29 protein-coding genes are annotated in these 26,951 nt (G+C 39.8%); 19 read left to right on the top strand and 10 right to left on the bottom strand.

Going from position 1 to position 26,951, the window contains the following annotated elements:
* Positions 1 to 370 precede the first annotated feature (370 nt).
* From Q4591_RS19175 to Q4591_RS19165, 3 genes are all read left to right on the top strand, one after another.
* Complete coding sequence (locus tag Q4591_RS19175) at positions 371 to 616, top strand: hypothetical protein (RefSeq protein ID WP_102437785.1); 246 nt, start codon at positions 371 to 373, stop codon at positions 614 to 616.
* 643 nt (positions 617 to 1,259) lie between these two features.
* A complete protein-coding gene (locus Q4591_RS19170) occupies positions 1,260 to 1,634 on the top strand; it encodes a hypothetical protein (RefSeq protein WP_102437116.1) in 375 nt (124 codons plus the stop codon).
* Positions 1,635 to 1,791: 157 nt separating this feature from the next.
* Positions 1,792 to 2,823 (top strand): DUF2157 domain-containing protein, encoded by a 1,032-nt coding sequence (locus Q4591_RS19165; RefSeq protein WP_102437118.1) that lies wholly within the window; start codon positions 1,792 to 1,794, stop codon positions 2,821 to 2,823.
* A gap of 495 nt (positions 2,824 to 3,318) precedes the next feature.
* Here Q4591_RS19165 and Q4591_RS19160 read toward each other — a convergent pair whose 3' ends face one another.
* Complete coding sequence (locus tag Q4591_RS19160) at positions 3,319 to 4,362, bottom strand: IS110 family transposase (RefSeq protein WP_102437120.1); 1,044 nt, start codon at positions 4,360 to 4,362, stop codon at positions 3,319 to 3,321.
* Between the two features lie 186 nt (positions 4,363 to 4,548).
* Between Q4591_RS19160 and Q4591_RS19155 the strand changes: the two genes are divergently transcribed.
* The 8 genes from Q4591_RS19155 (at position 4,549) to Q4591_RS19120 (ending at position 10,288) form a co-directional block, all read left to right on the top strand.
* On the top strand, positions 4,549 to 5,067 hold the full coding sequence (locus Q4591_RS19155) for a GNAT family N-acetyltransferase (RefSeq protein WP_102437122.1): 519 nt from the start codon (positions 4,549 to 4,551) through the stop codon (positions 5,065 to 5,067).
* Between the two features lie 117 nt (positions 5,068 to 5,184).
* On the top strand, positions 5,185 to 6,216 hold the full coding sequence (locus Q4591_RS19150; protein ID WP_241903481.1) for a glycosaminoglycan attachment site: 1,032 nt from the start codon (positions 5,185 to 5,187) through the stop codon (positions 6,214 to 6,216).
* 80 nt (positions 6,217 to 6,296) lie between these two features.
* Positions 6,297 to 7,139: a hypothetical protein gene (locus tag Q4591_RS19145; protein ID WP_102437126.1), complete on the top strand. Its 843-nt coding sequence runs from the start codon at positions 6,297 to 6,299 to the stop codon at positions 7,137 to 7,139.
* Positions 7,140 to 7,223: 84 nt separating this feature from the next.
* Positions 7,224 to 7,751 (top strand): hypothetical protein, encoded by a 528-nt coding sequence (locus tag Q4591_RS19140; RefSeq protein WP_102437128.1) that lies wholly within the window; start codon positions 7,224 to 7,226, stop codon positions 7,749 to 7,751.
* A 118-nt stretch (positions 7,752 to 7,869) separates the two neighbouring features.
* Positions 7,870 to 8,535 (top strand): hypothetical protein, encoded by a 666-nt coding sequence (locus Q4591_RS19135; RefSeq protein WP_102437130.1) that lies wholly within the window; start codon positions 7,870 to 7,872, stop codon positions 8,533 to 8,535.
* A 107-nt stretch (positions 8,536 to 8,642) separates the two neighbouring features.
* Complete coding sequence (locus Q4591_RS19130; RefSeq protein ID WP_102437132.1) at positions 8,643 to 9,116, top strand: hypothetical protein; 474 nt, start codon at positions 8,643 to 8,645, stop codon at positions 9,114 to 9,116.
* A gap of 521 nt (positions 9,117 to 9,637) precedes the next feature.
* Entirely contained in the window at positions 9,638 to 9,844 is a 207-nt protein-coding gene (locus Q4591_RS19125) for a carbon storage regulator (RefSeq protein ID WP_102437136.1), read from the top strand.
* A gap of 45 nt (positions 9,845 to 9,889) precedes the next feature.
* Positions 9,890 to 10,288, top strand: a complete 399-nt coding sequence (locus Q4591_RS19120; RefSeq protein ID WP_102437138.1) for a LexA family transcriptional regulator — start codon at positions 9,890 to 9,892, stop codon at positions 10,286 to 10,288.
* Between the two features lie 195 nt (positions 10,289 to 10,483).
* Here the strand turns inward: Q4591_RS19120 and Q4591_RS19115 are convergent, their stop codons facing one another.
* Positions 10,484 to 10,720 (bottom strand): helix-turn-helix domain-containing protein, encoded by a 237-nt coding sequence (locus Q4591_RS19115; protein ID WP_102437140.1) that lies wholly within the window; start codon positions 10,718 to 10,720, stop codon positions 10,484 to 10,486.
* 102 nt (positions 10,721 to 10,822) lie between these two features.
* Between Q4591_RS19115 and Q4591_RS19110 the strand changes: the two genes are divergently transcribed.
* Both Q4591_RS19110 and Q4591_RS19105 read left to right on the top strand, forming a co-directional pair.
* On the top strand, positions 10,823 to 11,347 hold the full coding sequence (locus Q4591_RS19110) for a hypothetical protein (protein ID WP_102437142.1): 525 nt from the start codon (positions 10,823 to 10,825) through the stop codon (positions 11,345 to 11,347).
* Positions 11,344 to 12,777, top strand: coding sequence for a DEAD/DEAH box helicase (locus tag Q4591_RS19105; RefSeq protein ID WP_102437144.1), 1,434 nt, complete (start codon positions 11,344 to 11,346; stop codon positions 12,775 to 12,777). Before Q4591_RS19110 ends, Q4591_RS19105 begins: the two co-directional genes overlap by 4 nt.
* Positions 12,778 to 13,132: 355 nt before the next feature.
* On the opposite strand, the gene Q4591_RS19100 is transcribed toward Q4591_RS19105, so the two are convergent.
* On the bottom strand, positions 13,133 to 13,690 hold the full coding sequence (locus tag Q4591_RS19100; RefSeq protein WP_055024802.1) for a carboxymuconolactone decarboxylase family protein: 558 nt from the start codon (positions 13,688 to 13,690) through the stop codon (positions 13,133 to 13,135).
* A gap of 18 nt (positions 13,691 to 13,708) precedes the next feature.
* On the bottom strand, positions 13,709 to 14,527 hold the full coding sequence (locus tag Q4591_RS19095) for a peroxiredoxin family protein (RefSeq protein WP_055024801.1): 819 nt from the start codon (positions 14,525 to 14,527) through the stop codon (positions 13,709 to 13,711).
* A 109-nt stretch (positions 14,528 to 14,636) separates the two neighbouring features.
* Here Q4591_RS19095 and Q4591_RS19090 point away from each other — a divergent pair, with 109 nt between their 5' ends.
* The 6 genes from Q4591_RS19090 (at position 14,637) to Q4591_RS19065 (ending at position 18,790) form a co-directional block, all read left to right on the top strand.
* Positions 14,637 to 15,230, top strand: coding sequence for a TetR/AcrR family transcriptional regulator (locus Q4591_RS19090; RefSeq protein ID WP_055024800.1), 594 nt, complete (start codon positions 14,637 to 14,639; stop codon positions 15,228 to 15,230).
* Between the two features lie 165 nt (positions 15,231 to 15,395).
* Positions 15,396 to 16,217 (top strand): AraC family transcriptional regulator, encoded by an 822-nt coding sequence (locus tag Q4591_RS19085; protein WP_198589623.1) that lies wholly within the window; start codon positions 15,396 to 15,398, stop codon positions 16,215 to 16,217.
* A gap of 141 nt (positions 16,218 to 16,358) precedes the next feature.
* On the top strand, positions 16,359 to 17,159 hold the full coding sequence (locus Q4591_RS19080; protein WP_055024799.1) for an SDR family oxidoreductase: 801 nt from the start codon (positions 16,359 to 16,361) through the stop codon (positions 17,157 to 17,159).
* A 45-nt stretch (positions 17,160 to 17,204) separates the two neighbouring features.
* On the top strand, positions 17,205 to 17,516 hold the full coding sequence (locus tag Q4591_RS19075; RefSeq protein WP_055024798.1) for an EthD family reductase: 312 nt from the start codon (positions 17,205 to 17,207) through the stop codon (positions 17,514 to 17,516).
* 120 nt (positions 17,517 to 17,636) lie between these two features.
* On the top strand, positions 17,637 to 18,281 hold the full coding sequence (locus tag Q4591_RS19070; RefSeq protein ID WP_055024797.1) for a DsbA family oxidoreductase: 645 nt from the start codon (positions 17,637 to 17,639) through the stop codon (positions 18,279 to 18,281).
* 65 nt (positions 18,282 to 18,346) lie between these two features.
* Entirely contained in the window at positions 18,347 to 18,790 is a 444-nt protein-coding gene (locus tag Q4591_RS19065; RefSeq protein WP_082419996.1) for a YiiD C-terminal domain-containing protein, read from the top strand.
* A gap of 309 nt (positions 18,791 to 19,099) precedes the next feature.
* Here Q4591_RS19065 and Q4591_RS19060 read toward each other — a convergent pair whose 3' ends face one another.
* From Q4591_RS19060 to Q4591_RS19035, 6 genes are all read right to left on the bottom strand, one after another.
* Positions 19,100 to 19,756 (bottom strand): recombinase family protein, encoded by a 657-nt coding sequence (locus Q4591_RS19060; RefSeq protein ID WP_102437146.1) that lies wholly within the window; start codon positions 19,754 to 19,756, stop codon positions 19,100 to 19,102.
* 39 nt (positions 19,757 to 19,795) lie between these two features.
* Positions 19,796 to 20,260 (bottom strand): thioredoxin-dependent thiol peroxidase, encoded by a 465-nt coding sequence (bcp, locus tag Q4591_RS19055; RefSeq protein ID WP_102437148.1) that lies wholly within the window; start codon positions 20,258 to 20,260, stop codon positions 19,796 to 19,798.
* Between the two features lie 146 nt (positions 20,261 to 20,406).
* On the bottom strand, positions 20,407 to 20,892 hold the full coding sequence (locus Q4591_RS19050) for a bacterioferritin comigratory protein (protein ID WP_102437150.1): 486 nt from the start codon (positions 20,890 to 20,892) through the stop codon (positions 20,407 to 20,409).
* Positions 20,892 to 23,093: a tyrosine-type recombinase/integrase gene (locus Q4591_RS19045; RefSeq protein ID WP_102437152.1), complete on the bottom strand. Its 2,202-nt coding sequence runs from the start codon at positions 23,091 to 23,093 to the stop codon at positions 20,892 to 20,894. Before Q4591_RS19045 ends, Q4591_RS19050 begins: the two co-directional genes overlap by 1 nt.
* Positions 23,094 to 23,106: 13 nt before the next feature.
* Positions 23,107 to 25,050 (bottom strand): hypothetical protein, encoded by a 1,944-nt coding sequence (locus tag Q4591_RS19040; protein ID WP_303462463.1) that lies wholly within the window; start codon positions 25,048 to 25,050, stop codon positions 23,107 to 23,109.
* 415 nt (positions 25,051 to 25,465) lie between these two features.
* Positions 25,466 to 26,860 carry a site-specific integrase gene (locus Q4591_RS19035; RefSeq protein WP_102437156.1) on the bottom strand — a complete coding sequence of 465 codons (1,395 nt, stop codon included), beginning with the start codon at positions 26,858 to 26,860 and terminating at the stop codon, positions 25,466 to 25,468.
* Positions 26,861 to 26,951 lie beyond the last annotated feature (91 nt).

Here is a 26,951-nt window from a genome sequence, read left to right as displayed (position 1 = left end):
CACCCTTGGAAATAATTTGAGACATAAAAATTGACAAATATCAATGAAGCCTATACTTAACAGTGAGTTAGATTAATAAATTTTCCTTTTGAATCCTAATTATATCAGTTGTCATATTTTTTTGTAAACAGGGCTGTTTTTGACGCTTTTTAGAGTTGTGAACTGTCATAAAAAGTTTAGGCGGTGCAATGGTTCATAGCTGATTGTCATACGGAAGAGCAGTCTGCAAATTTGGGTAAGAACATTTATCAGGCCTGTAAGCCTCCCTTAAATTATTAGGATTTTAAGGGAGAGTTACAATATTGCGCCTTGATTTTGTAACTTAATCAAGTAGGGTAAGTCTACACTTAAAAATAAGAGGTGAATAAAGATGTCAGAAGAGAAAAAGCATGGGGGATATCGTCAAGGTGCTGGTAGAAAAACTAAATATGAAAAAACAACGGTAATGCGAGTGCCTGAAAAGTATAAAGAGGTCATTAAGCATCTAATTAGCCATCTAGATAACACCGCTGGGCTAAGCCATCATTTTAATGAATCTGAATCAGAGCCTTTATACCTTCGGTCTTTAGAGGATAAAAAACAACATATAACTTTCGTTACTAAACCCTTTAAATGAGGCTAGCGCATATATATTCAGCACATATAATTTCCTATAAGTTATCTTGAAAAAGTTACAGAATCAAGTTGTTTGTTTTCTAGGAGTACTACGAATTTTGAATTCGGGAGTAATCAATCACCACGACAATAAAGTTTGAAACTCACTTATGCCCCGAAATGTGTTTGAAATGGATATCTCTCGAGGTTTAGTCATTTGTATTTACCCACAATAATCTAATATCACCTTCAATAGAGTGGCCAAATTCGCTATACCACTACACTTTTTCTAATCGATTATGACCGCCTTACTTGTCGTCCAAATGACTGGTTGCCTATACAGGTATAACTGATTTTCTTCAAATTGAGATAATTCTGACGCCAAAGGATGCGTAAAATGAGCTTTTTACGCATCGATAATTTTGTAACATTCTAGAAAACCCATACATATCAGTCTACTGCGAAATTTTTTAAAGTGTTGTATAGACCTCGTAAACAAAGACGCATTGTTTTTCCGGCAGTATTTTGAGCATTATTTACGTATTCGCAAAAATATTCGATTTACAACAATAACTTAGCGATGGTATCTTTGAAGTTTGAATTGAGCAGCCTGGAACATTATTGTGCTGCTATTGAATAAGCTGTTATGAAACAAGGAGGCTACATTGGCAGAAGAGTACTATAGGAAGTCGGTAGAGGGCTTCGAAGTTGTTACTGAAGCAGGTAAAAAGCCGGAACCATTTATGGTGACAACGAACGGAGTGGATTATGAGCAACTAAAAGTCACGGTCTTGGAGAAGTTCACTAATGTTGTTGAAGCTACAAAAGAACTTGATAAGCGCGAAAAAACCGATATACAGGATTTTATTGAGTCTAACCAAGAACTAGTCAGCGACGGGCTTGAACGCTGGTTGAATGAATCAGATTTAGTTGGAACCGCACATAGTTACTTGACTGAAATATTCCCCAATCTACCAGAGTTGGATCGGTTGTCAGAAGTCTTAGTTGAATTGCTAATGCAACTGTCAAAGTTGCTGTAACTGTTTCATAACAAAGCATTTAAGACGGATTCCCAACGCTCGGCATTTTTGGTTTGCTTTGAATTTAGTGTTTACGGCACAATGCTTTAAGTTCAGTGGTCTGCGTTGCTCACCACTTAATGCGGCGTTAGATGCTCATCATAGAAAGGAGTCTTGATTGAACGTTACTAAGAAAAACCTTGAAGCCGCTGTAAATGAAAATATTCTTTCATTTGAGCAGTCTGAAAAATTAATCGAATTTTTAAACAAGCAACCAAATACAGCACCTAAGTTTGATTTTACACACGTTCTTTATTACATCGGAGGAATGATTGCCATCGGAGCAATGACTCTTTTTATGAACTTAGGATGGGAGTCGTTCGGTGGAGTAGGTATTGTTTTTATCTCCTTGTTTTATGGTTCGGTTGGTTTGAAACTTACTAATATTTTTAAGTCTAAAGAGTTAGCTATCCCCGCAGGAATATGTGGAACTTTTGTTATAGCATTAACACCACTAGCGGTTTATGGGTTACAGCATGCTTTAGGCGTTTGGCCAGATGACAGTGTTTACCGTGAATACCATCGATATATCAAATGGCATTGGCTTTATATGGAATTAAGTACGCTAGCAGTAGGAGTTATTATTGCTTGGAAATATAAATATCCGTTCTTAATTATGCCAATTGCAGTAACTCTTTGGTATTTAACTATGGATGTTGCAGTCATGATTAATGGTGGAGATTATAGCTGGGAACTCAGAAAAATAGTTTCTATGTACTCTGGACTACTCATGATCGCTTTAGCTTTTTGGGTTGATATTAGATCTCACAATAAAGCTGATTATTCATTTTGGATATATCTCTTTGGCGTAATTGCATTTTGGGGAGGAATGTCTCTCCAACACTCTGATAGCGAATTATCGAAGTTTATCTATTTTACGATCAATCTATTTATGATTTTTACTGGAGTTCTAATTGTCAGAAGAGTATTTGTTATATTTGGTGCAATAGGTTGTTCTGGTTATATAGGTCATTTAGCCTCCGATATCTTTAAGGATAGCTGGTTATTCCCTATAACTTTAACACTGCTTGGTTTGTTCGTTATCTATTTAGGAGTTCTTTGGCAAAAAAATGAATTAATAATAACATCCAAAGCAAGAAGTTTTTTGCCAAAAGCGCTACGTGAATTATTAGAATATAAGCATGCGTAATAGCATCTAACACATATGAGCCTTCCGCCAGTCAATAGGCGAGCCTAACTTATTTGACTGCTTTTGCAGTCAAATAAAAATCAATCAACAAATTCATCTACTTCGTCTGTCATTTAGCTGTCAAATCATCGTTTACAGCAAACACATATAGAGGCTCTCTTAGTGCGATCTTATCGCTGCCTGACGCTTTTCAATCCTTTGAAATATCAGGGGCACTAGACATTTATCGGTTAACCCTAAGATGGCACTATTCAAGTCAGAGGTGCTTTGTGCACAGTTAGTTTCAGGCTCATTTAAGGTGTAAACGACTTTGGTAATTGTACTTATTAATGCGCGCCAATAAGGCGTCTAATCAAGGCGATGTAGCTTAAATAGCATTTGGCATAGTGATGATGGTGTGAAGTCATTGCTTCATTAGCCACATCATTCACGGTCATGCTCGCTTCTCTTTTCAAGAGTATCTAGTTAGATGTTCAGCTCACCTTATTGCGCGACTTATCCTTTCAAGAATCGTTGCTCATCAAATACCGTTTTGTTCTTCAACATGAAATAAACACAGCGACCAAGCTTATGAGCGAGTGCCGATAATGCTTTGGCTTTACTCATTCGTTTTTGTAATTGATTAAGGTAGTTACGGGCTTTGTCATTGCCACGTAGGTAAAGCACCGCTGCTTCAGAGAATGCCCACTTTAAATGAGCATTACCGATTTTATTGCCATTCGTGCCGTAGGTTTTTCCGGCTGATTCAGCTTTGCACTTTACTAAACGAGAGTATGAGGCAAATTTTTGTACCGATTCAAATCGGGCTATATCACCGATTTCATATAGAATTGTCAGCGATAAAACCTTACCAATACCAGGCACGGTTTTAAGCAGTTCTAGATAGACGGGATTATGGTTTTTTGCCTGTTTTTCAATGAACCATTCGACCTGCGCGAGTTCCTTGGCATAGCAATCAAGGAGTGCCATGTCTAAATCGATATTACGTTGCACAATAGGGTCTTGATATTGCTCCCGCAGTTTTTGTCTTGCTGAGATGTTTTTAAGGTTTAGGTCAGTGGCAGGTAAGTTGTATTGGCTGTTGGTGTTAACAACATGACCTTTGAGCATAGCGCCGTGACGGACAATCTTCATACGACGGCGTAACAGATCACGTGCAGCGCGCATTTCACTGGGGTAATCGTAGGCTATGGGGAAGTTACCACCACGAAGCAATGTCGCAATTTTAAAGGAATCGACTTTATCATTTTTAGTTTTGCCGCCATGAATCGCCTTCATATAAAGCGCATGGCCTAACACAAAATCGATACCCAGTTCAGCACACCAGTCTGACACCCAATACCAACAATGCATGCACTCAACCCCGACAATGACATTGCCGATATAGGGTTCAAGTATGAGTAGTAAGTCATCTTTGTCAGCGCCAATCTTTTTATGGACGACAACTTCCCCTTTAGAATCAATGATGCATACATAAAGTAAACGTGCATGTAAATCGATACCACAGTAGTATGGATGTGAGTTATTATAAAATCTCATTGAGCTTTCTCCTGTTGGTTTGGTCACCTTAAGCATACCGCTGTTGCGGCTTGCTAGGGAGGGGGCTCAATGAGTATCAAGTCATTCCAAAGGACAAAAAACAGTTGGTTTTTGCTCCTGCGTCGCTTATTTTAACCAACTATTTTTTGCCTCTGAATGAGGCGTTAGGCAGCAAAGGAAAGCTAGGTGAGTAGTTTCAACATTAGAGCCTTAAATAAAGATGATTGGTCAACATACAGAGAGCTTCGTCTTCTTTCTCTTCAGGACTCTCCGAACTCTTTTGGTAGTAGTTATGAAAAAGAGTTTTCATTTTCACGTGAGGAATGGGTTTCTCGTCTTGACCTAGATAATATGGTTAAATTTGCTCTACCACTTGTTGCAGAGCTTAATGGGCTTGCAGTTGGTCTAGCTTGGGGATTACTTCATAATCCTCAAGATAAAACCGCTCATATTTATCAAATGTGGGTTTCTCCTAATGTTCGTGGTCAAGGTGTAGGTGGTTTATTGCTTAAAAACATCATAGCGTGGTCAAATGAACTTAATTTAGATTATGTTTCATTAGCGGTAACAACCATTAATAAAAATGCAGTAAAGTTATATGAAGCCTATGGCTTTGAGCCTTACGGTGCATTAGAAGCTCTTCGTGAAGGTTCAGCATTATCTGTTCAGCCCATGAAATTGAAACTGTGTGCAATAGCTGCCTAACAAGAAATTAAACAAGTACAAAAAACAGTTGGTTTTTGCTCCTTCGTCGCTTATTTTAACCAACTATTTTTTGCCTGTTAATTGGGCCGTTAAGCAGCGCATCAACATCGTGGGGTTATGATGGATTTATTTACACCTATAGCAGAGGATGAAAAGTTACATCCAATATTTAAAATGATGCTTCAGAAACAATACGGACCTGAACGAGAAGTTTTAAACTCATGGGCTAAAGGTTTTGAAGATAGAGATGGAAAGTTTGTGTATGAACTTCAGACTACTTTCGAATCGTCTATGTGGGAGTTATATCTTAATGCATTTTTAAATGAACTTGGCGCTAATACGGACTTTTCTCAGTATGCTCCAGATTTTGTAACTGAATTAGACAGGCCTATTGTACTAGAAGCAACAATTGCAGCACCACCCCAAGGCGGAGAAGCACCTGCAGGTCATTCTCAAAAATTTGCGCCAACGGATTTTGCTACTTTCAATCAACAATCAGCAATTCGAATATCTAATAGCCTTTCGTCCAAAATAAAAAAATATCGAACTAGTTACTCCAAACTAGAACATGTAAAAGATAAACCCTATGTTATTGGTTTGGCATCTTTTGATCGTCCTTATTCACACTATGCTGTAAATAGAGCAATTGTCGCAGTCTTATATGGACTATATGTTGATGAGGAAACAACGATTGCAACTGGTGCTAATGAATTAATTAAATATCCAGTTGATGCTGTGATAAAAAATGAAAATGCCACAATACCATTAGGTCTTTTCACCACGGATGAATTCAAAGATGTTAGCGCTGTAATTTATAGTTCTTTAGCTACTTGGGGTAAAATTCGTGCTTTGGCAGATAATCCAAGTGCTCAAACCGTCTATCATACTAGTCATTTACCTGTTGATGACAGTATCTTCCCAGAGATGCGTAATTCTATGAAAGCCGATTATGCAGAAGATATTGCAGATGGATTACATATCTTACACAACCCATTTGCAGAGCACCCTTTGGATGTAAGTACTTTCAATCATGAACGAGTAGCTCAATACTTTGTGGATCCTGAAACAGGAATGATGGATGTTATTGCACCGGACGATTTTCTTTTATTGAGACAATTAATGAGTGCAGTCGTACGTAGCGATGCTTAACAAGAGCAAGCAGACAGACAAATTATTCGCTTAGGCTCTTAATTTGCTGCTGTTGCAAGCGTTATGTTTAAAGGAGAGTTATGAGTTTACAGATGGATATCTCGTTTGCGTGCGAATGTGGTGAGCATGTAGAAGATATAGTCTATGTACAAGACCCTGACTTTTCCGCCGAAAAGAATAAGGATAGCCAAACCGACTCTTGGCAGGAGGTGCTTTGCCCTTCTTGCGATAAAGAATATACGGTTCAAGTTACTAACACTTTTTATAGTGCGATGGCATCAATTGATTATGGGCATGTGGATGTAAATTACGGGATGCCGTATTACCCAGAAGATGAAGCTGATGAGCTTTACTGGTATATCGATAGTAAAACTCATCTTGAAATTCTGCAAAACCATTTGAAGAGTGTCAGAACATTACTAGAAGTAGAAGTTCCTCCTGACACCCTGTTTAGCCTATGGGTCATGCTACATGGTCACGTTGTATCAGCAATTGAAGGTTATTTGGCAGGAACATTTATTCATAAAGTTACAAATTCTGAAGAGTTGATACGAAAACTCGTTGAAACAGACCCCGAATTCTCAAAACGGACATTTACTCTTAAAGAGATTTTTGAAAAGCAATCAAGTTTAAAGGTCACGGTGGCTACTTATCTCAAAGATCTAATATTTCATGATCTAAAGAAAGTAAAGCCTATGTTTAAGGATGTTCTTGGTCATGATTTTGGTGATATATCGTGGTTATTCAAAGATGTCATGAAGCGTCATGATTGTGTTCATCGAGCAGGATACAACAAGGACGGGGAAGCAATTGAGGTTTCAATAGAGTCCGTATTGGAACTCTTGGGAAAAGTTGAAGCTCTCGCTGCCTCTGTTGAGGCAACGGTAAGCAAGCTAGATGAACCAGATGACCTGCCATTTTAAACATAACAAACAGCTGCAGCGGAACAATTTCCGCTGCGCTCCAATTGCCCGCTGAGCTGGGCGTTAGATTACAAGGAGAGTGATATGACTGAACAGAGTCGGGTTAAAAAATATATAGATAATATTCTAATTGGCATAATTTCAGGTGTTTTGACAGGAGTTGCAGTTTTCTTTATAACAGATTTTTTTGCAGAAAAGCGAGGAATTGAGATTGGAATCGAAACCGCGAATAGGGTTTATGTAAAGAAAACGGAATCCGCACCGTCACTTTATACTGAACGATTAGGTGAAATGATATATAACGCAACCCCTGGGAAATCAGATGATTTGTTGGTGGATGCGAGAGCGATTGTGAGCACAAGGGACGATTATCGAGGTAGCTTAATCGCTATATCGAAGCTACTAAACTCTGAAATAGATAGATTAAAAGAAGAGATTGAAAAACAAGAGCAATCAATTAAAAGTGGTAATGCATATGATGGTGAGGAGATTAAACGCACTTTAGCTGTTCTCCAAAAAAAGTGGCCATCTAAAAAAGACCAAATAATTATTGAAATTAGAAAACTATTAACAGAATTAGGACTTGAACCGAAAGATCTAGTGGTAAAGTAACCTAGCAAGGCATTTTAACTGAACTAAAACAGGGGGTTACGTTCCGCTTCGCTTCACAGTATAACCCACAATTTTAGTCCGCTTAATGCGGCGTTATGTTGCAAAGGAGTCTCCAGCATTGGATGCTATATCAACTAAAAATTTAAACTCAATGCCAGAAGTGTTGGAGTTAAAAAAGCTACTCCAATCACTCGCAATGCTAGATGCAATTATGTCTCCTGAATGGGATGAACGTTTTTATTCCTTCAACTCAAATTGGGACGTTAATGAACAAATGGGTTCGATGAGAAATGGTTGTGGTGATGACTTCTCTGTACTTTTCAATCAAAATGGCTGCTTTGTTAAAGGTTTTGACCATGAATCAGCAATGTCATCTTGGAGTACTGATGGGCAAGTTCCATGGCCAGATTTATTAAAAGGATTACCTTCTGAATTCATCGCTGCTTCTAAAGAACCCGCTTTCTCTATGGATAATATTTCATTCTGTATTTGGAAACTTCACTCGGCAAACTTTTGGGGTAAAGGTGACTTTGAATTTGCAGATGACGAAGATCCTGATGGCTCAGAGTATCTTTTAGAAATCTTTGACTGTAACCCTGAAACATATAGGGTGTTTGCTCAAGAGTACTATGAAGTAGATCTGGATGTTGCAACTATTGCAAAGATTTATAACCATTTACCTTTAACCGATGAATTGGTTAAAGAAGTAAACTCTGAAGTATCATTAAAACAGCTAGAAAAGGACATTTCAGAAATTGGTTACCCTTGTGGCATTGCAACATAACAAGCTAATAAATAAGGACAAAAAACAGTTGGCTGTTTTCGTTCCTCAACATTTTAGCCAACAATTTTTGCCCATTATTAGGGCGTTATATTTTTTTGGAGAGTTCAATGTCCGATAAGTACACAATATCATTGCCTGTATTTGATACTTGTTTAAGTGCTTGTGGGTTACGTAAAGTAACTGATGCAAGTGAGATTTCGCAAAAGCAAGCTCTTGAACAGTTTGCAACTTATTTTAAAAAAGAGATGCACTACGATTATGTTCAATACGATGCTAATAACCACAGCAGTGATACGGTAGGCTTTTTATTTACTGAAAGCGCAATGGATATTTGCACAGAAGAGCACTCTGAAATGCCCACACGTTGTATTGGTGGAGCTGCATTTCAAAATGTAAGTGGTACATGGGTATTATGCTGGGTTTGGTTTCATCCATTTTTCAGAGGTAAAGGTTTATTATCACGCCAATGGAAACAGTTTTGCTCAGAGTTTGGAGAGTTTGCTGTTGATACGCCAGTATCGCCTTCTATGAAAGGCGTTTTGGGTAAACAGTCAACTACGCATAAACAAGTAAAAATATAGCAAGGCCGTTAAACAAAGGACACTGTAGTGGCCAATTGAAATTGGCCACAGGTTTAGAGCTTATCCATACTTTGGGTAATCTGAAATGCCATGATTACCCAAAGTCCTAACACGAAAATGTCCAGAAACATGTCAGAGGTCTAAATTATTTATGTCCATAAATGGGCTAGGGGCGTAACATATTTATACCTCACAAATCAATTTAGCACTTAAAAAGTAAGTAGGCCTAATAAAGCTTTGGCTTTAGAAACGTTAATGTGAAAGGGCCTCGTTCAACTTAGAAGTTATGCCTGTCTTATCTTTTTTGAAACAAAACGCATATCGTTTGGGCAGAAATTCAGAGATTGAATAGTAATTAATAACAGAACTTCATGGATGTAGGATTCAATATTTGTATTTTTACTATCACTTTGACCCATTAAACATCCTTATTATTTATAGCGTTAGGCTTTATCTATTCTATTCGCAATTCATAAAAATGGTCTACACTTTATCGACATATTAAAAACAAGGAATGTTTTATGTTGTATTTAACCCGCCTGAAAGATGAATCAGTTGTGCTCTCTGGGGTGCATGATGCCCATGGCAATCTATTAGATGATATTGAAATCGTGATATTGCCTAATGATAAAGTGGGCATTAGTGCTGATAAAAAAATTACCATTCTGCGAAAAGAGCTAGTGCAGCGATACTTCCAAGATGGAACTCAGAAAGTCTTGCAAAAATAATAGAATTAACTACCATAACTGTATATAAGTACAGTGGTGTTGGTTATGAAGATTATTCCTATATACGCAAGTGCTGGTATTACAGGCTTTGAAAGCCCGGCCGCAGAATATAAGCAATCACCCTTATGCCTTGATGATTTACTAATAGAGCACCCAAGCGCTACGTTTATAGGTCAAGCTAAGGGCGACTCGATGCATGGAGTCGGCATCTTTGATGGCGATATTCTTGTGGTTGATAGGCAGTTAACCGTTAAAAATAACGATGTGATCGTCGGGTGTTATAACGGTGAATTTGTTTGCAAAATTATTGATACTCATAATCAACTGCTGCTGTCAGCTAATACTGATTATGATCCTGCCCTAATAACGAGCAGTGAAATGTTTACGCTAGAAGGGGTGGTATCACGTTCAATAAGATGCCACCGACCCGCTAAGCTCCTATAAAATCCTTGTCGTGTAACTGTAGTGGTTTAGCAAAACTTGATATGCCTGTACTGCCTGTACTGCCTGTACTGCCTGTACTGCCTGTTGCTACGCGCTCTTTACGCGTGTGGGTTTCTTTTGCGTAGGCCACAATTGACAAGAGGTCGTATACGTCGCGGTTAAAGAATCACGAATGTGATACTAGAATGTTTTAGACTAATCTAAATTAATTTTATACTTTATTCTTGGCGGCATGATCTCTTCAAATTCGCAATTTAACGCATTAGCCAATTTGTACAAGGTTTCTAATTTTATATTAACTAAGCCTCGCTCCATCTTGCCGTAATTGCCTCTTTCAATACCTACAAAGGCGGCAAAACCTTCTTGAGAATAACCTGCGTCTTTGCGCTTTAGGCGCAACATATCACCAAACTGTTTAACTAAATCACTCACCCTAGTTTTCCCTTAGGTAAAATGATTAGATTTTCATGTTGAGCGCTAAAGCACCACGCCCTATAATACCCATTATTATATTTAATTGAATCAGGATTTACTTTGAAACTGGACCCTATTGTTGCTCAAATTATTCTGGTGAAAAACTTTGACAACTTCACCACCAATGATGTCCGTTCAGCCTATTTCGCATTGAAAGGAGATATCTCTTTAGACCCTTCGATTGTTCGAAGAAAAATATATGCCGAACTTTTAAAGCTGGTGAAAAAAGGCTGGCTTAAAAAAATAATACCGAAACAAAAAGGGTTAACTCGTTTTAAAAAGACAGTTGGTTTTGACGTTGAAGCAATAGCCTTAAAAGTTAAGTCTGAATCAATAAAATCACTTAAGAAGCCTGATGGTAAGCAAGAGCAATTACTTAGCAAGTTGAATCACTATAAAGCTGAATTGTTATTGAATTTAGGAGAGTCAGAAGCATACAAGGAGCTTTATTCAGAATGCCCTGAATTAGTTGATGAAATACAACCGCAATACAACATAGCCAGAGACAATAACACTAAAATCCTAGGGAAAATTAGAGCCATTGAAGGCCTACTTAAGCAATTAAAACCATTAGAGAAAATATGAAATTAAGACAATGGCAAATGAGTTGTATCAATAAAGCATTAAAGCAATACTTGAATGGCAACTGCCACTTTTTAGCCCTAGCAACACCTGGCGCAGGTAAAACCTTGATGGCATCTGAATTAGCCGACCAATTATTGAAAAACGACCTGATTGATTTAGTCATTTGTTTTTCACCTTCCTCCATCGTATCTCAAGACTTCAGTCAAAGTTTACAATTGAGAATTAATGAACGATTTGATGGTTTGTTGGGTGCTAAAGGGCAATCTATGACATACCAAAACTTACAGCATCTCGATGCAAAATTTTGGGCGCTATTTTCTCGATATCGAGTATTTGCAATCTTTGATGAGATCCACCACTGCGCAGGATCAAATATTGAGAATGCAAATGCATGGGGAGAACAAATAATATTAAACATCAAAGGTAGAGCTAAATACACACTAGCACTAACAGGAACCCCTTGGCGCTCAGACGCTGCTCCTATCGTTCTTTCTAACTATATACACCCAAGCTATAAAATTTCATGTGACTACGTTTATGGGCTTGCTGAGGCTATTCAGGATGGTGTTTGCCGAATTCCGCAGATAATAGCTGTGGATAATAATAACATTTCAGTTATTGATGACGATGAAACTAAAACCTTTACGAGCTTTAAGTCTTTACTGTCTGAGTCAATCATTTCGTATCAGGAAGTTATTGAAAACGAAAAGGTCATTAAGTACATCGTATCTTCAGCACAAAAAAAACTAACATCAATAAGAGCGAAAAACTCCGATGCAGCAGGATTAATCGTCGCTTCATCCATTGAGCATGCAAAACAGATTTCAAGATTAATGAAAGGCTATTTTAACATAGATGCCGTTGTTGTTACGTACAAAGAAAATGATCCTAGTAATATTATTCAACAATTTAGACATGCAAAAACTAAATGGATTATTTCGGTAGGCATGATTAGTGAAGGAACTAATATCCCTCGATTACAGGTTTGCTGCCACCTAACAAATATCAAAACAGAAATGCATTATAGACAAATTTTAGGTCGAATACTTAGAATGACAAGTTCCCCGAATCAAGAGGCTATTATGTATATGCCTGCTGAACCAAAGCTGTTGGAATATGCTTATAGAGTTAAGCAAGATGTACCTATTGAAGCTGATGTCGTTCAGTTTGAAAAGATGAAAGATTGTGATGAAAAAGATGCTAATAATGAAGCTTCTTCAGAGGTAACATTTGCTAAGGAAAGCAAGGCTAGCCCTTCATTAGAACTCAAATTCTGTGAGAATGATAAATTCATTGATCATTCAACCTTTAACGGAAAGAGTGAAACCGTTGAAGAACATTTTTTAACAAGCTCGTATGACAAAACCGTTAATATTTTAGGGCGATTTCGGCAAGAAGCTATAGCTTTGGGGCTAAGTGAATTGCGGTGATTATACGGACGGTCTAGAAACTTAAGAATCGGATTGTAGTGGCTTAGTGAATTTGGCCACTAACATTTAGTTGAACACACTCTTGATATAGAAAAATTATTTGTAAGTTTTTAGTATTACTTACATTCCTAACATTGGAAATGTCCAGAAGTGGGTTAGGGGCTTAACGCGTTTATGCCCCATAACAAGCTAGAGCAGGAATGAGGCTATACTAAAGATTCGTAATTTGACTTACTTTTCTTTATGCCTAGAGTTCTGACTATGTGGCCAAATTTACTAATCCACAACACATATACTTATGAAAATACACGGCCATTAAAAGAGAGTATCAGTAGATACTCTCTTCAGATTGATCTTACCTCTCTGAAGGGTGAGTCCAGTCAAAAGCCTTTAATGGGGCATCAACTGGTGTATGAGATAATGCATTGGTGAAATTTGAAATGAGTTTGCAAGCTAAGCCTGTCAACACTTCAAGTGCATGCCGCTCAGTGTATCCTACCGTTAGAAAGTTCTGCAACTTTTCATCACCTATATGACCACGATTATCTAGTAGCTCTTTAGTAAAGACATGCAACGCTTGTAGTTTGACATCAGGTAACTCATTTCCTTCCCGTAGTGCTTCAATAATGCTTTCTGGCATATTAGCTGATTTCATGATCCACGTATGACCAGGAACGCAATAGTGACAGTTGTTTTCAAAGTTTGAGGTCATCAGAACCACTTGAGCTTCGAGTGGACTGAATAGTGTACTTTGCGTGAATAACTCATAAGTCTTCAAATAAGCTTGATAAGTTGCGGGAGCATCTGCTAGCACTTTATGTAAATTTGGAATTAAACCAAGTGATTTTTTAGATTGCTCCATCATTTGCTTTGAAGCTTCTGGTGCTGTTTCAATATTGTGGTAGTTAAACATAATAATTCTCTCGGTTTATTATTTATTAATGGTGAAAGCGTTACGTAAGGCTTGAGTTAATCGTTCTTCGCTTGCTCTTAGTCGATAGTCTTCAGACTGATCTATCCATTGGATGACACCATGTTCATCAATTAAGACCGATGTTGGGATAGACATTGATTTGTATTCAAATGAAGTAGGAAATGGCAGCCCTAATACTGTTTTTGTTTTAGACGAGTCAGCCCCTAAAGCCTTGTGGTGTTCAACGCCGTATTGTTTAACTACTTTGAGTTCTGGGTCTGACAAAAGAAGAAAATCTAAACTATCTCGTTCGATGTGCATTTTTGCTTGTTCTGCCGTATCTCCCGACAACGCAACGACCTTAACGCCATATCGATCTAGGGTCGGTTTCATATCGTTAAACATTTTTAATTCAGCACTACAGTATGGACACCAAGCACCTCGGTAAAACTTGAGTAGAACGCGTTGATTTTTTATGTCATCAGCCGAATAAATCTCGTTGTCATATGTTGTTGATTCGAATTGTGGGAACTTATCTCCAATTACAACTTTAATATCACCTAGAGGAGTATCTTTTTGACTGAATACCCAAATGAATTTACCACCAAGAAATATGGAAAAGCTGGACATTAAGACAACGAAAACAAAGCTCCAATGCATATTTATAATCCCACTGATAATTGCACCTAGCCCCAAAAGGACACCTGCCGCAAGTGCTAGCATAAGGATGATAGGATTTTTGGGAGGCTTGTTCTTTTTTACTTTTAGAAAGTAATGCAAACTTCCAATCACCGTTGAGGCAAATCCAAGTAGTGATAGTGCTATAGCTGAAAACATCGTTTGTTCCTCATTGTTTTGTTTAATTGTACCAGTTAGTACATTTGCAATTAATGTACTAACTAGTACAATAGGTGTCAATAAGAATTTTATGTAGTTGTATAGATAAATGGCAAAGAAAAGACAGTTTGACGAGATAGAAGTGCTTGGAGTTATGGCCAAATATTTTTGGCAGCATGGTTATGCGTCGACTAAGGTGGATCAATTATCGACCGTTACAGGATTAACTAAAACCAGTATTTACAACGCGTTTGGCAACAAAGAAACCGTGTTTAAATGTATAGTAGATTTCTATGTTGAGCATCACATGTCTGTGGTACTCAGGAAACTCGACTCAGATAAATTAATATCAGAGAATCTTCAATATTTATTTGATAGTGAGTTCTTAAATCCAGAGAATGATCTACTCACTTACGGCTGCTTAATTACAAACAGTATTGTTGAATTAAAATCAAACGAACCAGCCCTCTATGAGTATGTTATTAAGAAGTTTGAACAAGGTCGTATTGCAACACTGGCATTTTTTACTCAATATGAGAAAACAGAACGACTTATTGATGGTATAGATGCGGAGCATTTGACCGACTATTTCCTTACGTTTCGTCAAGGACTCAAAGTTCAATCAAGAGGGCAAAGACCACATGAATCTCTCGCTCGATCTATACACGTATTCATGCTTGTATTGAGTACATTTGAAAAATAGATTATGCGTAGGCTATTCTCGAGCTTTAGTTTTGTTGTCGAGTTTTAGATGTCTAATGATTATGAATGCAGCACCGTAGCAACACGATTCTAGTTGAGCCAATTAGTTAATCGAGCAGGTAGACTGCTTTATCCTTATCGCAATACTATTGAATGGTGCCTTTAAATGAAAACAATAAAATATAATGGACGTATTGTTTTTCAAAAACAAGATATACCCAGTTTCAAACGTATGCCGCGCGTATTTGTAGACAGTGAAGCGTGTTTTGCGTTTGTCACAAATGGCGATTTTAACGTCAGGGAACAGACAGAATCTGCTTCATTGAACAAAAACTGCGGAATACTGGCAAAATGCACTAACTACTTTTATGAAAACACTAGCTATCATAATGATGAAGGTGCAGGTGAAGCGATTGGTATCCTTCTCTATCCTGAAATATTTCAGTCACTGTTTAACTTTGATATTAGCCAGTCAAAATACAGGGTCGATTATAATATTTTGCAGGTTGAAGTGGACAAATTGCTAGAGCACTATCGTGATAGCATCAGTATATTGCTGGATTCTCCAGAGTTGGCGGATGATTTGCTTATCGAGAGCAAACTACGTGAATTTGTCATTCTTATGGCGAAAAGAACCGGCGCACCTTCTGAACTCGATTTTCTTGCTTCTATGTTTAAACCTAACTTTGCCAAATTTGAAGATATTATCCAAAGTAATCTGTATGCGGATCTGAGTGTGGATGAGTTGGCAGCACTGTGTCATATGAGTGTTTCTACTTTTAAACGTAAGTTTAAAGAGGTGTATTCAGAACCCCCAATAAAATACATTAGCAAATTAAAAATCAACAAAGCTAAAGTGTTACTGAAAGATAATAGCTTACGTATCTCCGACATCGTTTTTGAAACGGGTTTCGAGTCGGTTTCCACGTTTAACCGTGCCTTTAAAGGACAAACAGGCCTATCCCCTTCTCAATTTCGTTTAACTTGACACCACCGCATTTTAACCTTTCTATTCAGGTTGGCTCGTTTGAACTAATGTGAGCAATTTTTGAACTTTTATGGAGAGCTCTGTACCTCCAAATTCCATATAGTTACCCCATCAACTAAACACAGAGAAAGGTAACGAATTATGGGTATCAGCTTTAAAGAAAAATATGGTGATTGGGCACTTATCACAGGGGCAACATCAGGCATTGGCGCAGAAATGGCAAGCCAGATTGCGGCAAAAGGATTGAACGTTGTTTTGGTCGCTCGTCGAGAAAAAGAGCTTGAAGAGCAAGCTACGTTGCTTACGGAACGCTACGGAATTAAAGCAATGACAGTTTCTGCTGACTTAAGTACGTCAGAAGGCGTCGAAAAAGTTAAGCAAATTGACAAAAGTATTGGGCTACTTGTACTAGCCGCTGGTATTGAAGTTAATGGTTCGTTTGCTAAATCATCTCTAGAGCAAGAGTTGAAGATGATACAGCTTAACGTTACCTCTGTATTGCAACTGACTCACCACTTTACACCAGCGATGATCGAAAGAAAAAGAGGCGGTATTTTAATGGTATCAAGTCTTTCTGGTCATATGGTTTCCCCATATTTTTCAAATTATGCAGGTACCAAAGCCTATGTTCTTCAGCTAGGTGCATCTCTTCATGGCGAACTTAAACCCAAAGGTATTGATGTAACGGTTCTTTCTCCTGGGTTAACAACTACACCGATGACTGCTGATAATGGTGTTGACTGGTCAAAACTACCTATGGTTGCAAAAGATCCTGCGGAAGTAGCAGAAATAGCTATCAATGGTTTGGGTAGAAAAGCAGTTGTGGTTCCAGGTAAACGTAATCGAATGACCGCTATTCTTTCTGGGATCATCTCCCACCAAAAGCAGGCAATAATGGGTGAATCAATGATTGGAAAAGCAATGCCCAAGAACAAAATGTAACCCCCAACAGTTTAAAACTTTAGTGAAAGAAAAAGGGAAAAAGCAATGATTAAAGTATACGTAATATACCCAAATAACGATGATGTGATTTTTGATTTTGATTACTACTGCAACAAACATGTTCCTATGATAGGAGAGCTTCTGGGAGACGCACTAAAAGGGGCGACAGTAGATGCAGGGCTAACAAGTGTTGTTCCTGGTGAAGCAGCGGCATATGTGGCGATTAGTACAATTTCATTTGAATCTATAGAGTCATTTCAAACGGCATTTGGCCCAAATGCAGAGAAGATAAAAGCTGATGTACCGAACTTCACTAATACCGTTCCAACAATTCAGCTTTGTGAGCAAAAAATATAGAACCGCAACTCTCTACGGTGAAAATGAGCAGGATACCGAATAATAAACAATTTGGATTCAGCTTAGTGTTATTTAATGAAATAAAATTGAAGCTAAACGCTTGATAAAAAAGAGTTAAATATGAATAAGAAAATCAAATTGGATATAGTGTCAGATGTGATTTGTCCTTGGTGTATTATCGGTTATAAGCGTTTAAATACCGCGATAAAAGAGCTTGGGATAGAAGATCGCATTGAGATTGAGTGGCAACCTTTTCAGTTAAATCCAGATATGCCGCTTGAAGGTGAAGACCTACGTGCCCACCTTAAAAGGAAGTACGGTACTACATTAGAAGATAGCATTCGTTTCAGAAAAGAGATGACAGAGCTTGGAGAAGACGTTGGGTTTAAATTCGACTACTTTGACGGGCTAAAAGCTGTAAATACCCTTGATGCTCATATTCTTCTGGAGCATGCAAAAAGTGTAGGCAAGCAAACCGAGCTTAAAAACCGGTTATTTGCTTCGTTTTATAGCGAGCAAAAAGATATATCCAGCAAGAGTACCCTCGAGCAAGAGTTGCAAAGTCTTGGTATTAATGTTGACGAAGCAATGCAATGCCTAGATGACGATAATATGCGAAGTCATGTCCAGTCGCTGGAACAGAAATGGAAACAAGCGGGTATATCAGGTGTTCCAACAGTTGTATTCAATCGCGAGAGCGCTATTTCTGGAGCCCAATCAGTGGATACGTATAAGCAAGTATTAACTGAATTAGCTAAAATGTAATTCCTGCATCCCTCTAAAACGGACTTTTGCAATATTTTGGCGGTCTAAAAAAGGCAACGGTCTATATGAAACATAGAGAGCTTGAAGTCTACCTTCATCATCATATACCAGTATCAAAGTCTCTCGGTATCGGTGTGAATACTTGTAGCAGCAAAAATATCGAGATTACTGCACCATTGAGAATGAATACAAACCACATGAATACGGTGTTTGGCGGCAGCTTGTCTGTTGTTGGTATTTTGGCAGGTTGGTCTTTAGTTTATGCCCAGCTGGAGGGTAAAAAACATCAAATTGTTATTCAAAAAAATAGCATTCGATACTTGAAACCCGCCAGCAAAGATGTAACAGCAGTATGTAAATATGACAACCTTACGGCGTGGTCTCGGTTTCATCGTGCGTTTCAACGCAAGGGAAAAGGTCGTGTTCAAATAGCCTGCAATCTATTTTGTGCGGATGAGTTGGTTGCTACTTTTGAGGGAGTATACGTCGTTTTTAATAAAGAGTTATAAGGTCAAAATGCAATGAAGGCTACAAAGTACTTGAATAAATTGAGCTTAGACATGGTTGACTTGGTTTGTTATCAAAAAGAAGTATAAGATAAAAAACTTAGCACAAGGTAAAGCTTCGTGATCTTGCCCTGTACTCTTCGGCTACCGTTCACCGCTCGTTTTGTAGATAAAGAGGGTGAAACTAATTATAGATCTTTGATAATTTCGGATACTTTTTCTAATCAATATTAGTCGACGTAGACAGAGTACTCTAAATGATTTCTGTCCAAAAACGAGTTAGTGATTAGCGGGGCTTGAAGTTAGTTAGCTTTATGTTTGGAACATATCGGTCTGGAATTCAGCCTTCTTATTATGAAGTCCACGGTCTTCTAACCAAGAATAAAATCTACTTCTAGTAATCGAAACACCGCGTTCGTTTAGTTTTCTTAGGATTTCAGCTTTGGAGGCCTTGGTGTCGAGGAGGTTCAATATAAACGCCGTATGCTCATCAAGCCTGGACTTAACCTTCTGTCCCTTCTGACGACCAGATGATAGCCCTTTGGCCTTTCGTTTAGCGTGACCTGCTTTGGCTCGTTCAGATCGTTTCTGAGCCTCTACAGCGCTGGCAAAAGACTGCCCAATAACTGTAAAAATGATTTCAGCATTATCAACGTTCTCAGAGTTAATTATGATGTCGTTGTATGCTAAATGCAGCTCACCGTATGAGGCTATCTGGCCGATAGCGCCGACCAACTCCATAACCTTGTGGCGACCCAGCCGAGTGATATCCGATACAATGATGCTTTGTTGAGAGGTAATGAGGGAAGATAACTTCCGCTCACTAAGTTCAGTCTTGGTGGCAGACACATGTTCTTCTATCCAATCCGATATTTGTATGCCACGTTTAGCGGCATACGCCTTGATAGCTTCTCTTTGTGATTCGCCATCGGCTCTTTGTGGATCTGATATTCGAATGTAGCCAATCATGCCTGCCCCCAAGTTGAAGAGTTAATTGCTCATGGACGGTTATTTGCTGTTTAGGTAGTTCAATACAACTTCATGGTGGTCTTTGGTTTTGAACTTGTTAAACACATGCTCAAGGTTACCAAACTCATCAATCAGAAAGCTTGTTCTTACAACGCCCATGTTTTCACGGCCCATGAACTTTTTGAGTTGCCAGACACCGTACTTCTCACACACTTCGTGCTCTTCATCGGCTAGCAGAGTGAAGTTCAGCTCTTGCTTGTTGATAAAGTTCGTCAGTTTTTTCGGGGTGTCGGGGCTTAGACCTAACACAACAACGTTGTGAGCATCTAACTCAGCTTTAGTGTCACGCAACCCTTGAGCCTGAACTGTGCAGCCTGGTGTTGAAGCTCGTGGGTAGAAGTAGAGCAGGACCTTCTTTCCTTGAAGCTCAGATAGCTTCACTGGGTTATTGTCTTGGTCATTTAAAGTAAAATCTGGTGCTGTTTGTCCGGCTTCGATTGCCATTGGTTTTGTCCTTACTTTCTCAATTAATGGTATGTGGCGTAGCTTTGTTCGCTATGTCCTATTTAGTGCATTTATATTACGTTAGAGTATACATTTTTAACGTTAATTCAGTGTCCTGTCTAGTGATTACACTAAACAGGATACTTTTATCTAAAATCGCCTTTGATAAGGTTGTCTGGCCTTGCTTTGATGACCTTATCCATTGCCTTCTCTCGCTCACTTTCATGCAACATCTCCATGAGTTCCTTAACCATTTTTATGTGGCTTGCTGCTTGTTTGGCTAGTGCTTGTTCATGGCTTCTAGCGATGTCGAGGTACTCCTTTTTTTTCTTATTAGCTTGAGTCTTGTCGAGCTTTAGCTGTTTCACTTCCGCCTGTAAAACATCAATAGGTGACTGGCTTGAATCATCTTGTGCTACACGAAATTCCAGTGACTTATTCTCCACCATATCCTTAACATCTTTGTGCCTGCGCAATGCCCCAACAGAAAGTCCAGCTTCTTTCTCGACGGTACTATTGTTGATTTTTAGCTTACCTTCTCGGGCTTTCTTCTTTAGCTCTCGGTTTTCAGGCTTACCCTCTAACAGTCGCTCTAGGGCATTTATGAGCTTATTCTTGGTTGTTTGTGTCATTACGCAGTCACTCCGCAGGGTATCAGCATGTCTTGAACTTCTTGTGGTATTACAACGGGTTCATAGCTGATATCTAAGTCTTTCATAATGCGTTCAGCCGCCGTGATTTTGACATACACTTCTGACGCTGTTTGAGGCGTTAATTCATCATGCTCAATGTCCCATAGCATATGAATTTCGGCTTCCTTGCGCTTAGCTTCGGCAAACACGGCATCGACAATATAGTCGTTCTTACAGTCTACACATTCTAATAGGTTGACTTGTGTACGTAGGCTACAACCTGTTGAAGTGCAGTAAACGCCAGGGGCGACAGCGTGGATGTGGCGCTTTTGATCTCGGATTTGATTTTTCCAATAGTTGAGCGAGAGCATGTCGTTATCGACCTTATCTTTAAAAAGGTTACGCTCAGCCTTGATAATGTTTTTGGCAAACTCTTTGCCCTTGCCGCCAGCGACACGCTCTTTGTTTGCTAGCTTCTTGTAGATGTTGAGGTACACCTGCGCTTTTTGATCAATCCTTTCTTCATCAATGGCGTGAGCCAAGCTTTGTTTTTGCTTTCTGATTTTTTGGAACTTACTGGCATTCTTAGCGTAATGGCGTGTCATCGCCATCGATACATGGCTGAACTGCTGCTTGAGTTGGGGGAACGCACAAAGCTCGAAGCCGATAAGATAGTAGGCAAACGAGCGACGCAGCTGATGTCCTGAGAAGTTATAGTCATCCCCCACATTAAACGAAAGGTTAGGGTCGGAAATCTTCAAATCGATGACATCGTCATTGGTTAGCGCTAGCTTCTTTCCTAGTGCGCCTTCAAACCACTTCTTTGTATGTCTAGTAAGGTTATCTTTGTTGGTAGCACCGCAGCCCTCTTTTGTCTTGTGGAAAAATGCTTGGCTATCGGGGTGACGCTGTCTAAGTGGCGAATGAAGCGCTTGCAGGATCTCGTAAGCCTTTTTGCCGACCTCTGTGGTGACAAACTCATCCTGCTTTGACTGAGAGCCTTTGGCGGTTTTTGAGAGGTCTGCATGAATAACGTAAATGGTTTGCCCTGATATGGTTTCTGTTGTGCACCCATTTGCGGTATGTAGGTGAAAGGTTTCATCAGCGCGCATACCTGTGCGGGACATTAATGCCCAGAGGCAGCCACCATTGAGTTGTTTAAATAATGATTGCGCCTCTCTAAGTCCGGTTATCTTCCTGTTGCCAATCGTCAATGTTCGCTCAGGGTGGAATTTGTCGACGTATTCATAATGGAGTGCAGGCTTGTGTTTGTTGAGTAGTTCAAGGGTTGATTCTTGTGTTGGGTTATTGAGCGCGAGAAAAGCCGATTGAAAGGCTATATTCTTTTCCTTAGAACCTTTATTTGCTGAAGAAAAATACCACCGAAGCCCGTCATTTTTTAACTGTGCCTCATCGCTAACAAGGTATTTAGCATACCCTTGGTAGGTTTTGTCATTGTAGTCAGCTATGTAATTAGATAGTTTGCTCAGCTCGTCACGAATGGGGTATAGCTCGTTCACTAATGCTTCTGATTGTTGAAGTCCCAAATAGTACAGCCGCTGCGGGATAACCGTGTACTGCACTGGCTCGTTAATGGTTAAACCAAAATCCGAGGCAGATAACGCTTTGGTCAGGTTAACCTTGAACGGTAGTCGTGTTGCCTCTATGAACAGTTTCTTGAGTGCTACATAAGTATGTTCTCGTTCGAAGTCCAAAACGGTAACATCACCTAATACCCAAGCCTCTAACAGCTCAAAACTTAATAACTCAAAGCTATTGTGGCCTTTATTCAGTAGGGCGGTGGCGACTTTCTTTAACCCAGTGATAGTTTGCGCAATGCTCATAAATGAATAATCTTTGGGCGAGAGCCACATCATACTCAATGCCAGTGCCTTCAATTGGTTTGTTAGGTTACGTTCCATCACCTTTCCGTTTAGAAAGAAATCTAGAGTATCCTTTTTGGTGGCATAAGGCTCAAAGAACGATTGGAGTTGACGCCAAGCATTGTTATCTCCAATTTTACCCAGTGACTCACCTGTGACGCTAAAACCAATATCTAGCGCTTCAAAATCATCCCACTCGCCCGATTTAATGGCAGGTTCTAACACATCCTTCAAGTAATTTGTGTAGCTTCCAACGTGATTTTGTGCGCTTAACAGGGCATCTTGTTGGCCAATGTTGTACTTAGGTAACTTTATCATGATTGGCTCCCAATTAACGGTGTAGGGCTAAAATGGCGTGATCCATAGATACCCGAGGGTGACGCCCGTTTTGGTTAAATAATACCATTGCACCGTCGTACACATCCTTGCTGGCACCATCGAGAGTAACCTCAAAAGCGGCGATTCTTTCATGGACTTCCTCTTGCGCGTTAGGGTATAGGTTTACTGCCTCCTTCAGCACATCAATAAAAGAGATAAGTTTATAGATGGATTGAGTCTCATCAACGGCTTTGGCTGATTGGCATTTATGGCACATGTCGTATTCAGCACAAGATAGTTGTAGCTTCATGGCGTTATTGGTTTCACGCTGGGTGTTTTTTCCACCTGCAATGTTTTGTTGCCCATTGCAATGAATGCCATTGGGGTTGGTTTTTGCCCTTTCTTCCTCTTGCTTCTTTTTCCATTCATCATGCGTCAGCATTGAGATGCCAAGTTTGGCTGCCACTATCTCTTTTGCTTGCTCTAAACCCGTGTCTTCATCCAATAGCTCTATCACTTGTAGAGCCTGTGAGACGATGACTCTGTTGAGCCTTGGGTCACCATTTGCATAGTGCTTATCAATGGTTTGAAGAAGGTTTTGCAGGAGGCTTTGAACGCCGCCAGCGCCACTCACTGAGTACGCTTGGTTACTGGTCATTTCTCGCCAGCGGCTTGATTGAAGCGATATGAAGTATTCGTTGGTTTCAATTGACCATGTTGTCATTAGATTAGCGCTGATAAGGCTTATTCCGTCCCAGTCTTTAGGGGCTTCCTTCTGATGACCTCGTTTGAGCAGCAACCGCTCAGCTCTTTTAGATTGTTGCTTATCGGCTAACTCTGTGGCGAATTGTTCAATATCTTCGATTAACGCCTTGTCAGCAGCAGGAACAGAGAAGTGGTGGCTCTCGCCATTGCGGTATTTGAACGACACACTGATATTCCCCTCAGCGTCTTTATCCGAATAAGTCAGCGGCAGTAAGATGCCCTTCAGGGGTAAGTCTGTGTAACACGATAAAATGCAGTAGGCGCTATTTGTTGCGCCCTGAACGGATTTTGTTTTTGAGCACGGGCGAGTGACTTTGCTTACGACAGTTCGGCCAAGTGTATTCGTCTGTTTTTTTAACTCGATAATATGCTGGTTTCGATAGCTGTAAAACAGTTCCTTAAACCATGGCAGGCAAGATGCACGAGTGGGTGAGAGTACGTTTAACTCTACCATCAGGTGCTTATTTATTTCCATCAAATTGAACGTGCTACTTTTCTCCCCTTGGTTATTCAGCGTAAACAGTAACTCTGAGCCTTTTTCGCCACCGCCGTAGAGTGCTGAAAGCGTTTCAAGGGTTTTAATAAACTTAACTCCATCGCGTTTATCAACATCGAAGCTTTGGTTGCTAAGAACAGCGTCTACCTCTTTATTTGCGCGTGCCTTAAAGCTCGATACCTTAACCACTTGTAAGCTTTTATCCCGCTCATCAGTATGAATCGTGATTGGATGAGCGATGCTTTGTACGTCGCCATCGTTTAATGAGGTAAAAAAGCACATTAAGTGATAAGCCGCCCCCATCGCCATGTTAAACGCAGCGGCAGATTTTACGGATGTGCCCGTTTTACTCTTCCCATGGGTTTGGGCTTTGAGAGACGTTTTAATTGAAATGATTTCTTGGTGGCCACCTAAGTCAATAACGACTGGCAGCTCGATAGGCAGGACAAGGTTTTGTTTTTTTGCCGCAATGAGCTGTGGGGCTAGGATGAAAAATAACTCACTAATCCGAGCAACAAGCACCTCTTCTTCAGCGTCAGAGTAACCCTTATATGGTGTCTGTTCGCCACTAAACCCTCTGTGATGGGTTGCCCATGTGTCAGCGGGTAATCCACACCATGAAAGGGCGGTGCGAAGTGCTGACGTTTTATTAGAGGCTGTACTTTCTTGGATACCCAGTTCATCACCGTGGCTCATCTCCCATAGCCTTTTGGATGGGCGGTACATTTTCATCCGGTGCCGCAGTTCGCCATCATTCCCGGCATATTTTAAATAGCCAGCTTCAGAAAAGGGGTCAACGTTTACAGCGTCACTAAAGACAATGAAGGCTCTTAATGCATCGTATAAGGACGAGACGGTTGCTGCCGACCTGCCATAATCAACATACTGGTTGGTTTTTTTACAAAAGCTCCTTAAAAAAGGGATACGGCTGTTGATTTTGACATTATTACTGTCTGCGCCAAGGTGTAACAGGAGTGATATATCAAACTCGGTTGCCTTCCTGCTGTTGCTGTTCTTGTAGGGGATGCTGAGGTGCAACGGAACCACATTCTTATTGTTTCTGACGTGGTTAACCGTTTTTGAGTTCTTCGCGAGTGGACTTTTTGCCATGCTAGCACCCCTTGTTAATCTTGTTGTTTTTGCTCTTTGCAACCCGTAACTGCTCATTAAACTTATTCATGAACTTAATGTACTTTTCCGTCGTTGCGGTGCTTTCATGTCCCATTAGCGAGGCTAACTCGTCCATTAGGTACTCATAAGCAACCTGCCGCTCCCTAGATTCCCGCCAAAGCCAATGCGTGGCATAAGTTGAGCGAAGATCATGGATTCGATAGTACCAAGTAGGTTCTATTGCCCGGATGCACTGTCGCAGCTCGCTAAAATGCGCCTCTAGAGTGTTTAGTGTGTAAGGCCGCCCTTTATTGGAAAGAAAAAGGTACTCAGTGGTATCCAGTTCTTTTTTGGAATTAATCAGATCCTTTCGGCGAGTTAGGTTCTTTTGTCGCTGACTACATTCCTTGAATTGCTCTAATTCCTCATGCAGTGCGATAGGGATTTCAATCGTTCGTGGCTTACTGCCCTTGGTATGTGTAATGCTCAATGGCACGACATCTAATGCACTAAAATCTTTATTCCCAATATCGCGAGCAGGGAAATGGGTCGCTTCATCAATCCTAAGTCCTGCCTCTTCACATAGTCTCAGTATCAGGGAAGCAGCTTTTGGCAATGTATGAATGTGTTGAGAGAACCGTTCTTTATGCTCGGGAGTCATAGGCTTCAATTTTTGATGAGCAGGCGTTTTATCGATTTTTGGGAACATCTTCATGATGTTTGAAATCTCATAGCCCCGCTTTGCGCCAGACTTAGTATGGGCAAGCATATCATGCTGGTTGATGCCCCCTACGTTAACCTCAACCTCGGTGTAGTGTGTCAGGACATGCTCATCATTATTTTTGAGGTAACCGTGTCTCTGCATCCACTTATAAAACCCAATAACAGCACCCATATAGCTTCTTGCTGAGTTAAGCGAGTACGCTTCATCACCAGTTGCCTCATTCCTAGAGCGACAGTTAGCTAAAAGATGCTCTGCAAATTGCCAAGGTGCGCCTTCTTCTTCATGTTTAGTCAGTGTTTTATAAGTTAGGTACTGAGGTGGTATCACATCCCCTTCATCATCTTGAGGGTGGTGGGTAGACTCTAAATATCGAGTAAAGGCCAATAAGCCTTTGGCCATTGATTTGGTGTCTTGAATTTTTCCTTCACCGCTGAGTTTTGAGACAAGATAAAGAGATTGTGGATAAACAACACGCCCATCTGGTGCAACGATAATATCGGTCTTCTTTATGCGAGACTGTAATTTGGATGGGGAAAGGTAGGGTGAGTGTGTCACTTCTCCAGAGTCAGTATCGATGACCTGTGAGATTCTCAGTTTAGCTAATGTATCTACCTCTATGGAGAGCAATCGGTAGTCTTCATAAACATCATTTTCGTCATGCTTTTCTATCACAAAACAACCCTCAATATGTTACCCACATATCAAAGGTAGATTGTCATAAAAAATTGTCAAGGGTTTTTGTCATAAAAAATTTCTAGGGGTG

The sequence above is a fragment of the Shewanella sp. 3_MG-2023 genome, from assembly GCF_030548765.1.
In the GTDB taxonomy this organism is placed as follows: domain Bacteria; phylum Pseudomonadota; class Gammaproteobacteria; order Enterobacterales; family Shewanellaceae; genus Shewanella.
This window is presented reverse-complemented; position numbering and strand designations above follow the sequence as displayed.

What these genes read in the sequence shown, in the direction of transcription:
- Q4591_RS19175 (WP_102437785.1), top strand. Translation starts at nt 371, where the DNA reads ATGTCAGAAGAGAAAAAGCATGGGGGATATCGTCAAGGTGCTGGTAGA.
- Q4591_RS19160 (WP_102437120.1), bottom strand. Translation starts at nt 4,362, where the DNA reads ATGAGATTTTATAATAACTCACATCCATACTACTGTGGTATCGATTTA.
- Q4591_RS19150 (WP_241903481.1), top strand. Translation starts at nt 5,185, where the DNA reads ATGATGGATTTATTTACACCTATAGCAGAGGATGAAAAGTTACATCCA.
- Q4591_RS19145 (WP_102437126.1), top strand. Translation starts at nt 6,297, where the DNA reads ATGAGTTTACAGATGGATATCTCGTTTGCGTGCGAATGTGGTGAGCAT.
- Q4591_RS19140 (WP_102437128.1), top strand. Translation starts at nt 7,224, where the DNA reads ATGACTGAACAGAGTCGGGTTAAAAAATATATAGATAATATTCTAATT.
- Q4591_RS19130 (WP_102437132.1), top strand. Translation starts at nt 8,643, where the DNA reads ATGTCCGATAAGTACACAATATCATTGCCTGTATTTGATACTTGTTTA.
- Q4591_RS19125 (WP_102437136.1), top strand. Translation starts at nt 9,638, where the DNA reads ATGTTGTATTTAACCCGCCTGAAAGATGAATCAGTTGTGCTCTCTGGG.
- Q4591_RS19120 (WP_102437138.1), top strand. Translation starts at nt 9,890, where the DNA reads ATGAAGATTATTCCTATATACGCAAGTGCTGGTATTACAGGCTTTGAA.
- Q4591_RS19105 (WP_102437144.1), top strand. Translation starts at nt 11,344, where the DNA reads ATGAAATTAAGACAATGGCAAATGAGTTGTATCAATAAAGCATTAAAG.
- Q4591_RS19100 (WP_055024802.1), bottom strand. Translation starts at nt 13,690, where the DNA reads ATGTTTAACTACCACAATATTGAAACAGCACCAGAAGCTTCAAAGCAA.
- Q4591_RS19095 (WP_055024801.1), bottom strand. Translation starts at nt 14,527, where the DNA reads ATGTTTTCAGCTATAGCACTATCACTACTTGGATTTGCCTCAACGGTG.
- Q4591_RS19090 (WP_055024800.1), top strand. Translation starts at nt 14,637, where the DNA reads ATGGCAAAGAAAAGACAGTTTGACGAGATAGAAGTGCTTGGAGTTATG.
- Q4591_RS19085 (WP_198589623.1), top strand. Translation starts at nt 15,396, where the DNA reads ATGAAAACAATAAAATATAATGGACGTATTGTTTTTCAAAAACAAGAT.
- Q4591_RS19080 (WP_055024799.1), top strand. Translation starts at nt 16,359, where the DNA reads ATGGGTATCAGCTTTAAAGAAAAATATGGTGATTGGGCACTTATCACA.
- Q4591_RS19075 (WP_055024798.1), top strand. Translation starts at nt 17,205, where the DNA reads ATGATTAAAGTATACGTAATATACCCAAATAACGATGATGTGATTTTT.
- Q4591_RS19070 (WP_055024797.1), top strand. Translation starts at nt 17,637, where the DNA reads ATGAATAAGAAAATCAAATTGGATATAGTGTCAGATGTGATTTGTCCT.
- Q4591_RS19065 (WP_082419996.1), top strand. Translation starts at nt 18,347, where the DNA reads ATGAAACATAGAGAGCTTGAAGTCTACCTTCATCATCATATACCAGTA.
- Q4591_RS19060 (WP_102437146.1), bottom strand. Translation starts at nt 19,756, where the DNA reads ATGATTGGCTACATTCGAATATCAGATCCACAAAGAGCCGATGGCGAA.
- bcp (WP_102437148.1), bottom strand. Translation starts at nt 20,260, where the DNA reads ATGGCAATCGAAGCCGGACAAACAGCACCAGATTTTACTTTAAATGAC.
- Q4591_RS19050 (WP_102437150.1), bottom strand. Translation starts at nt 20,892, where the DNA reads ATGACACAAACAACCAAGAATAAGCTCATAAATGCCCTAGAGCGACTG.
- Q4591_RS19045 (WP_102437152.1), bottom strand. Translation starts at nt 23,093, where the DNA reads ATGATAAAGTTACCTAAGTACAACATTGGCCAACAAGATGCCCTGTTA.
- Q4591_RS19040 (WP_303462463.1), bottom strand. Translation starts at nt 25,050, where the DNA reads ATGAGCCACGGTGATGAACTGGGTATCCAAGAAAGTACAGCCTCTAAT.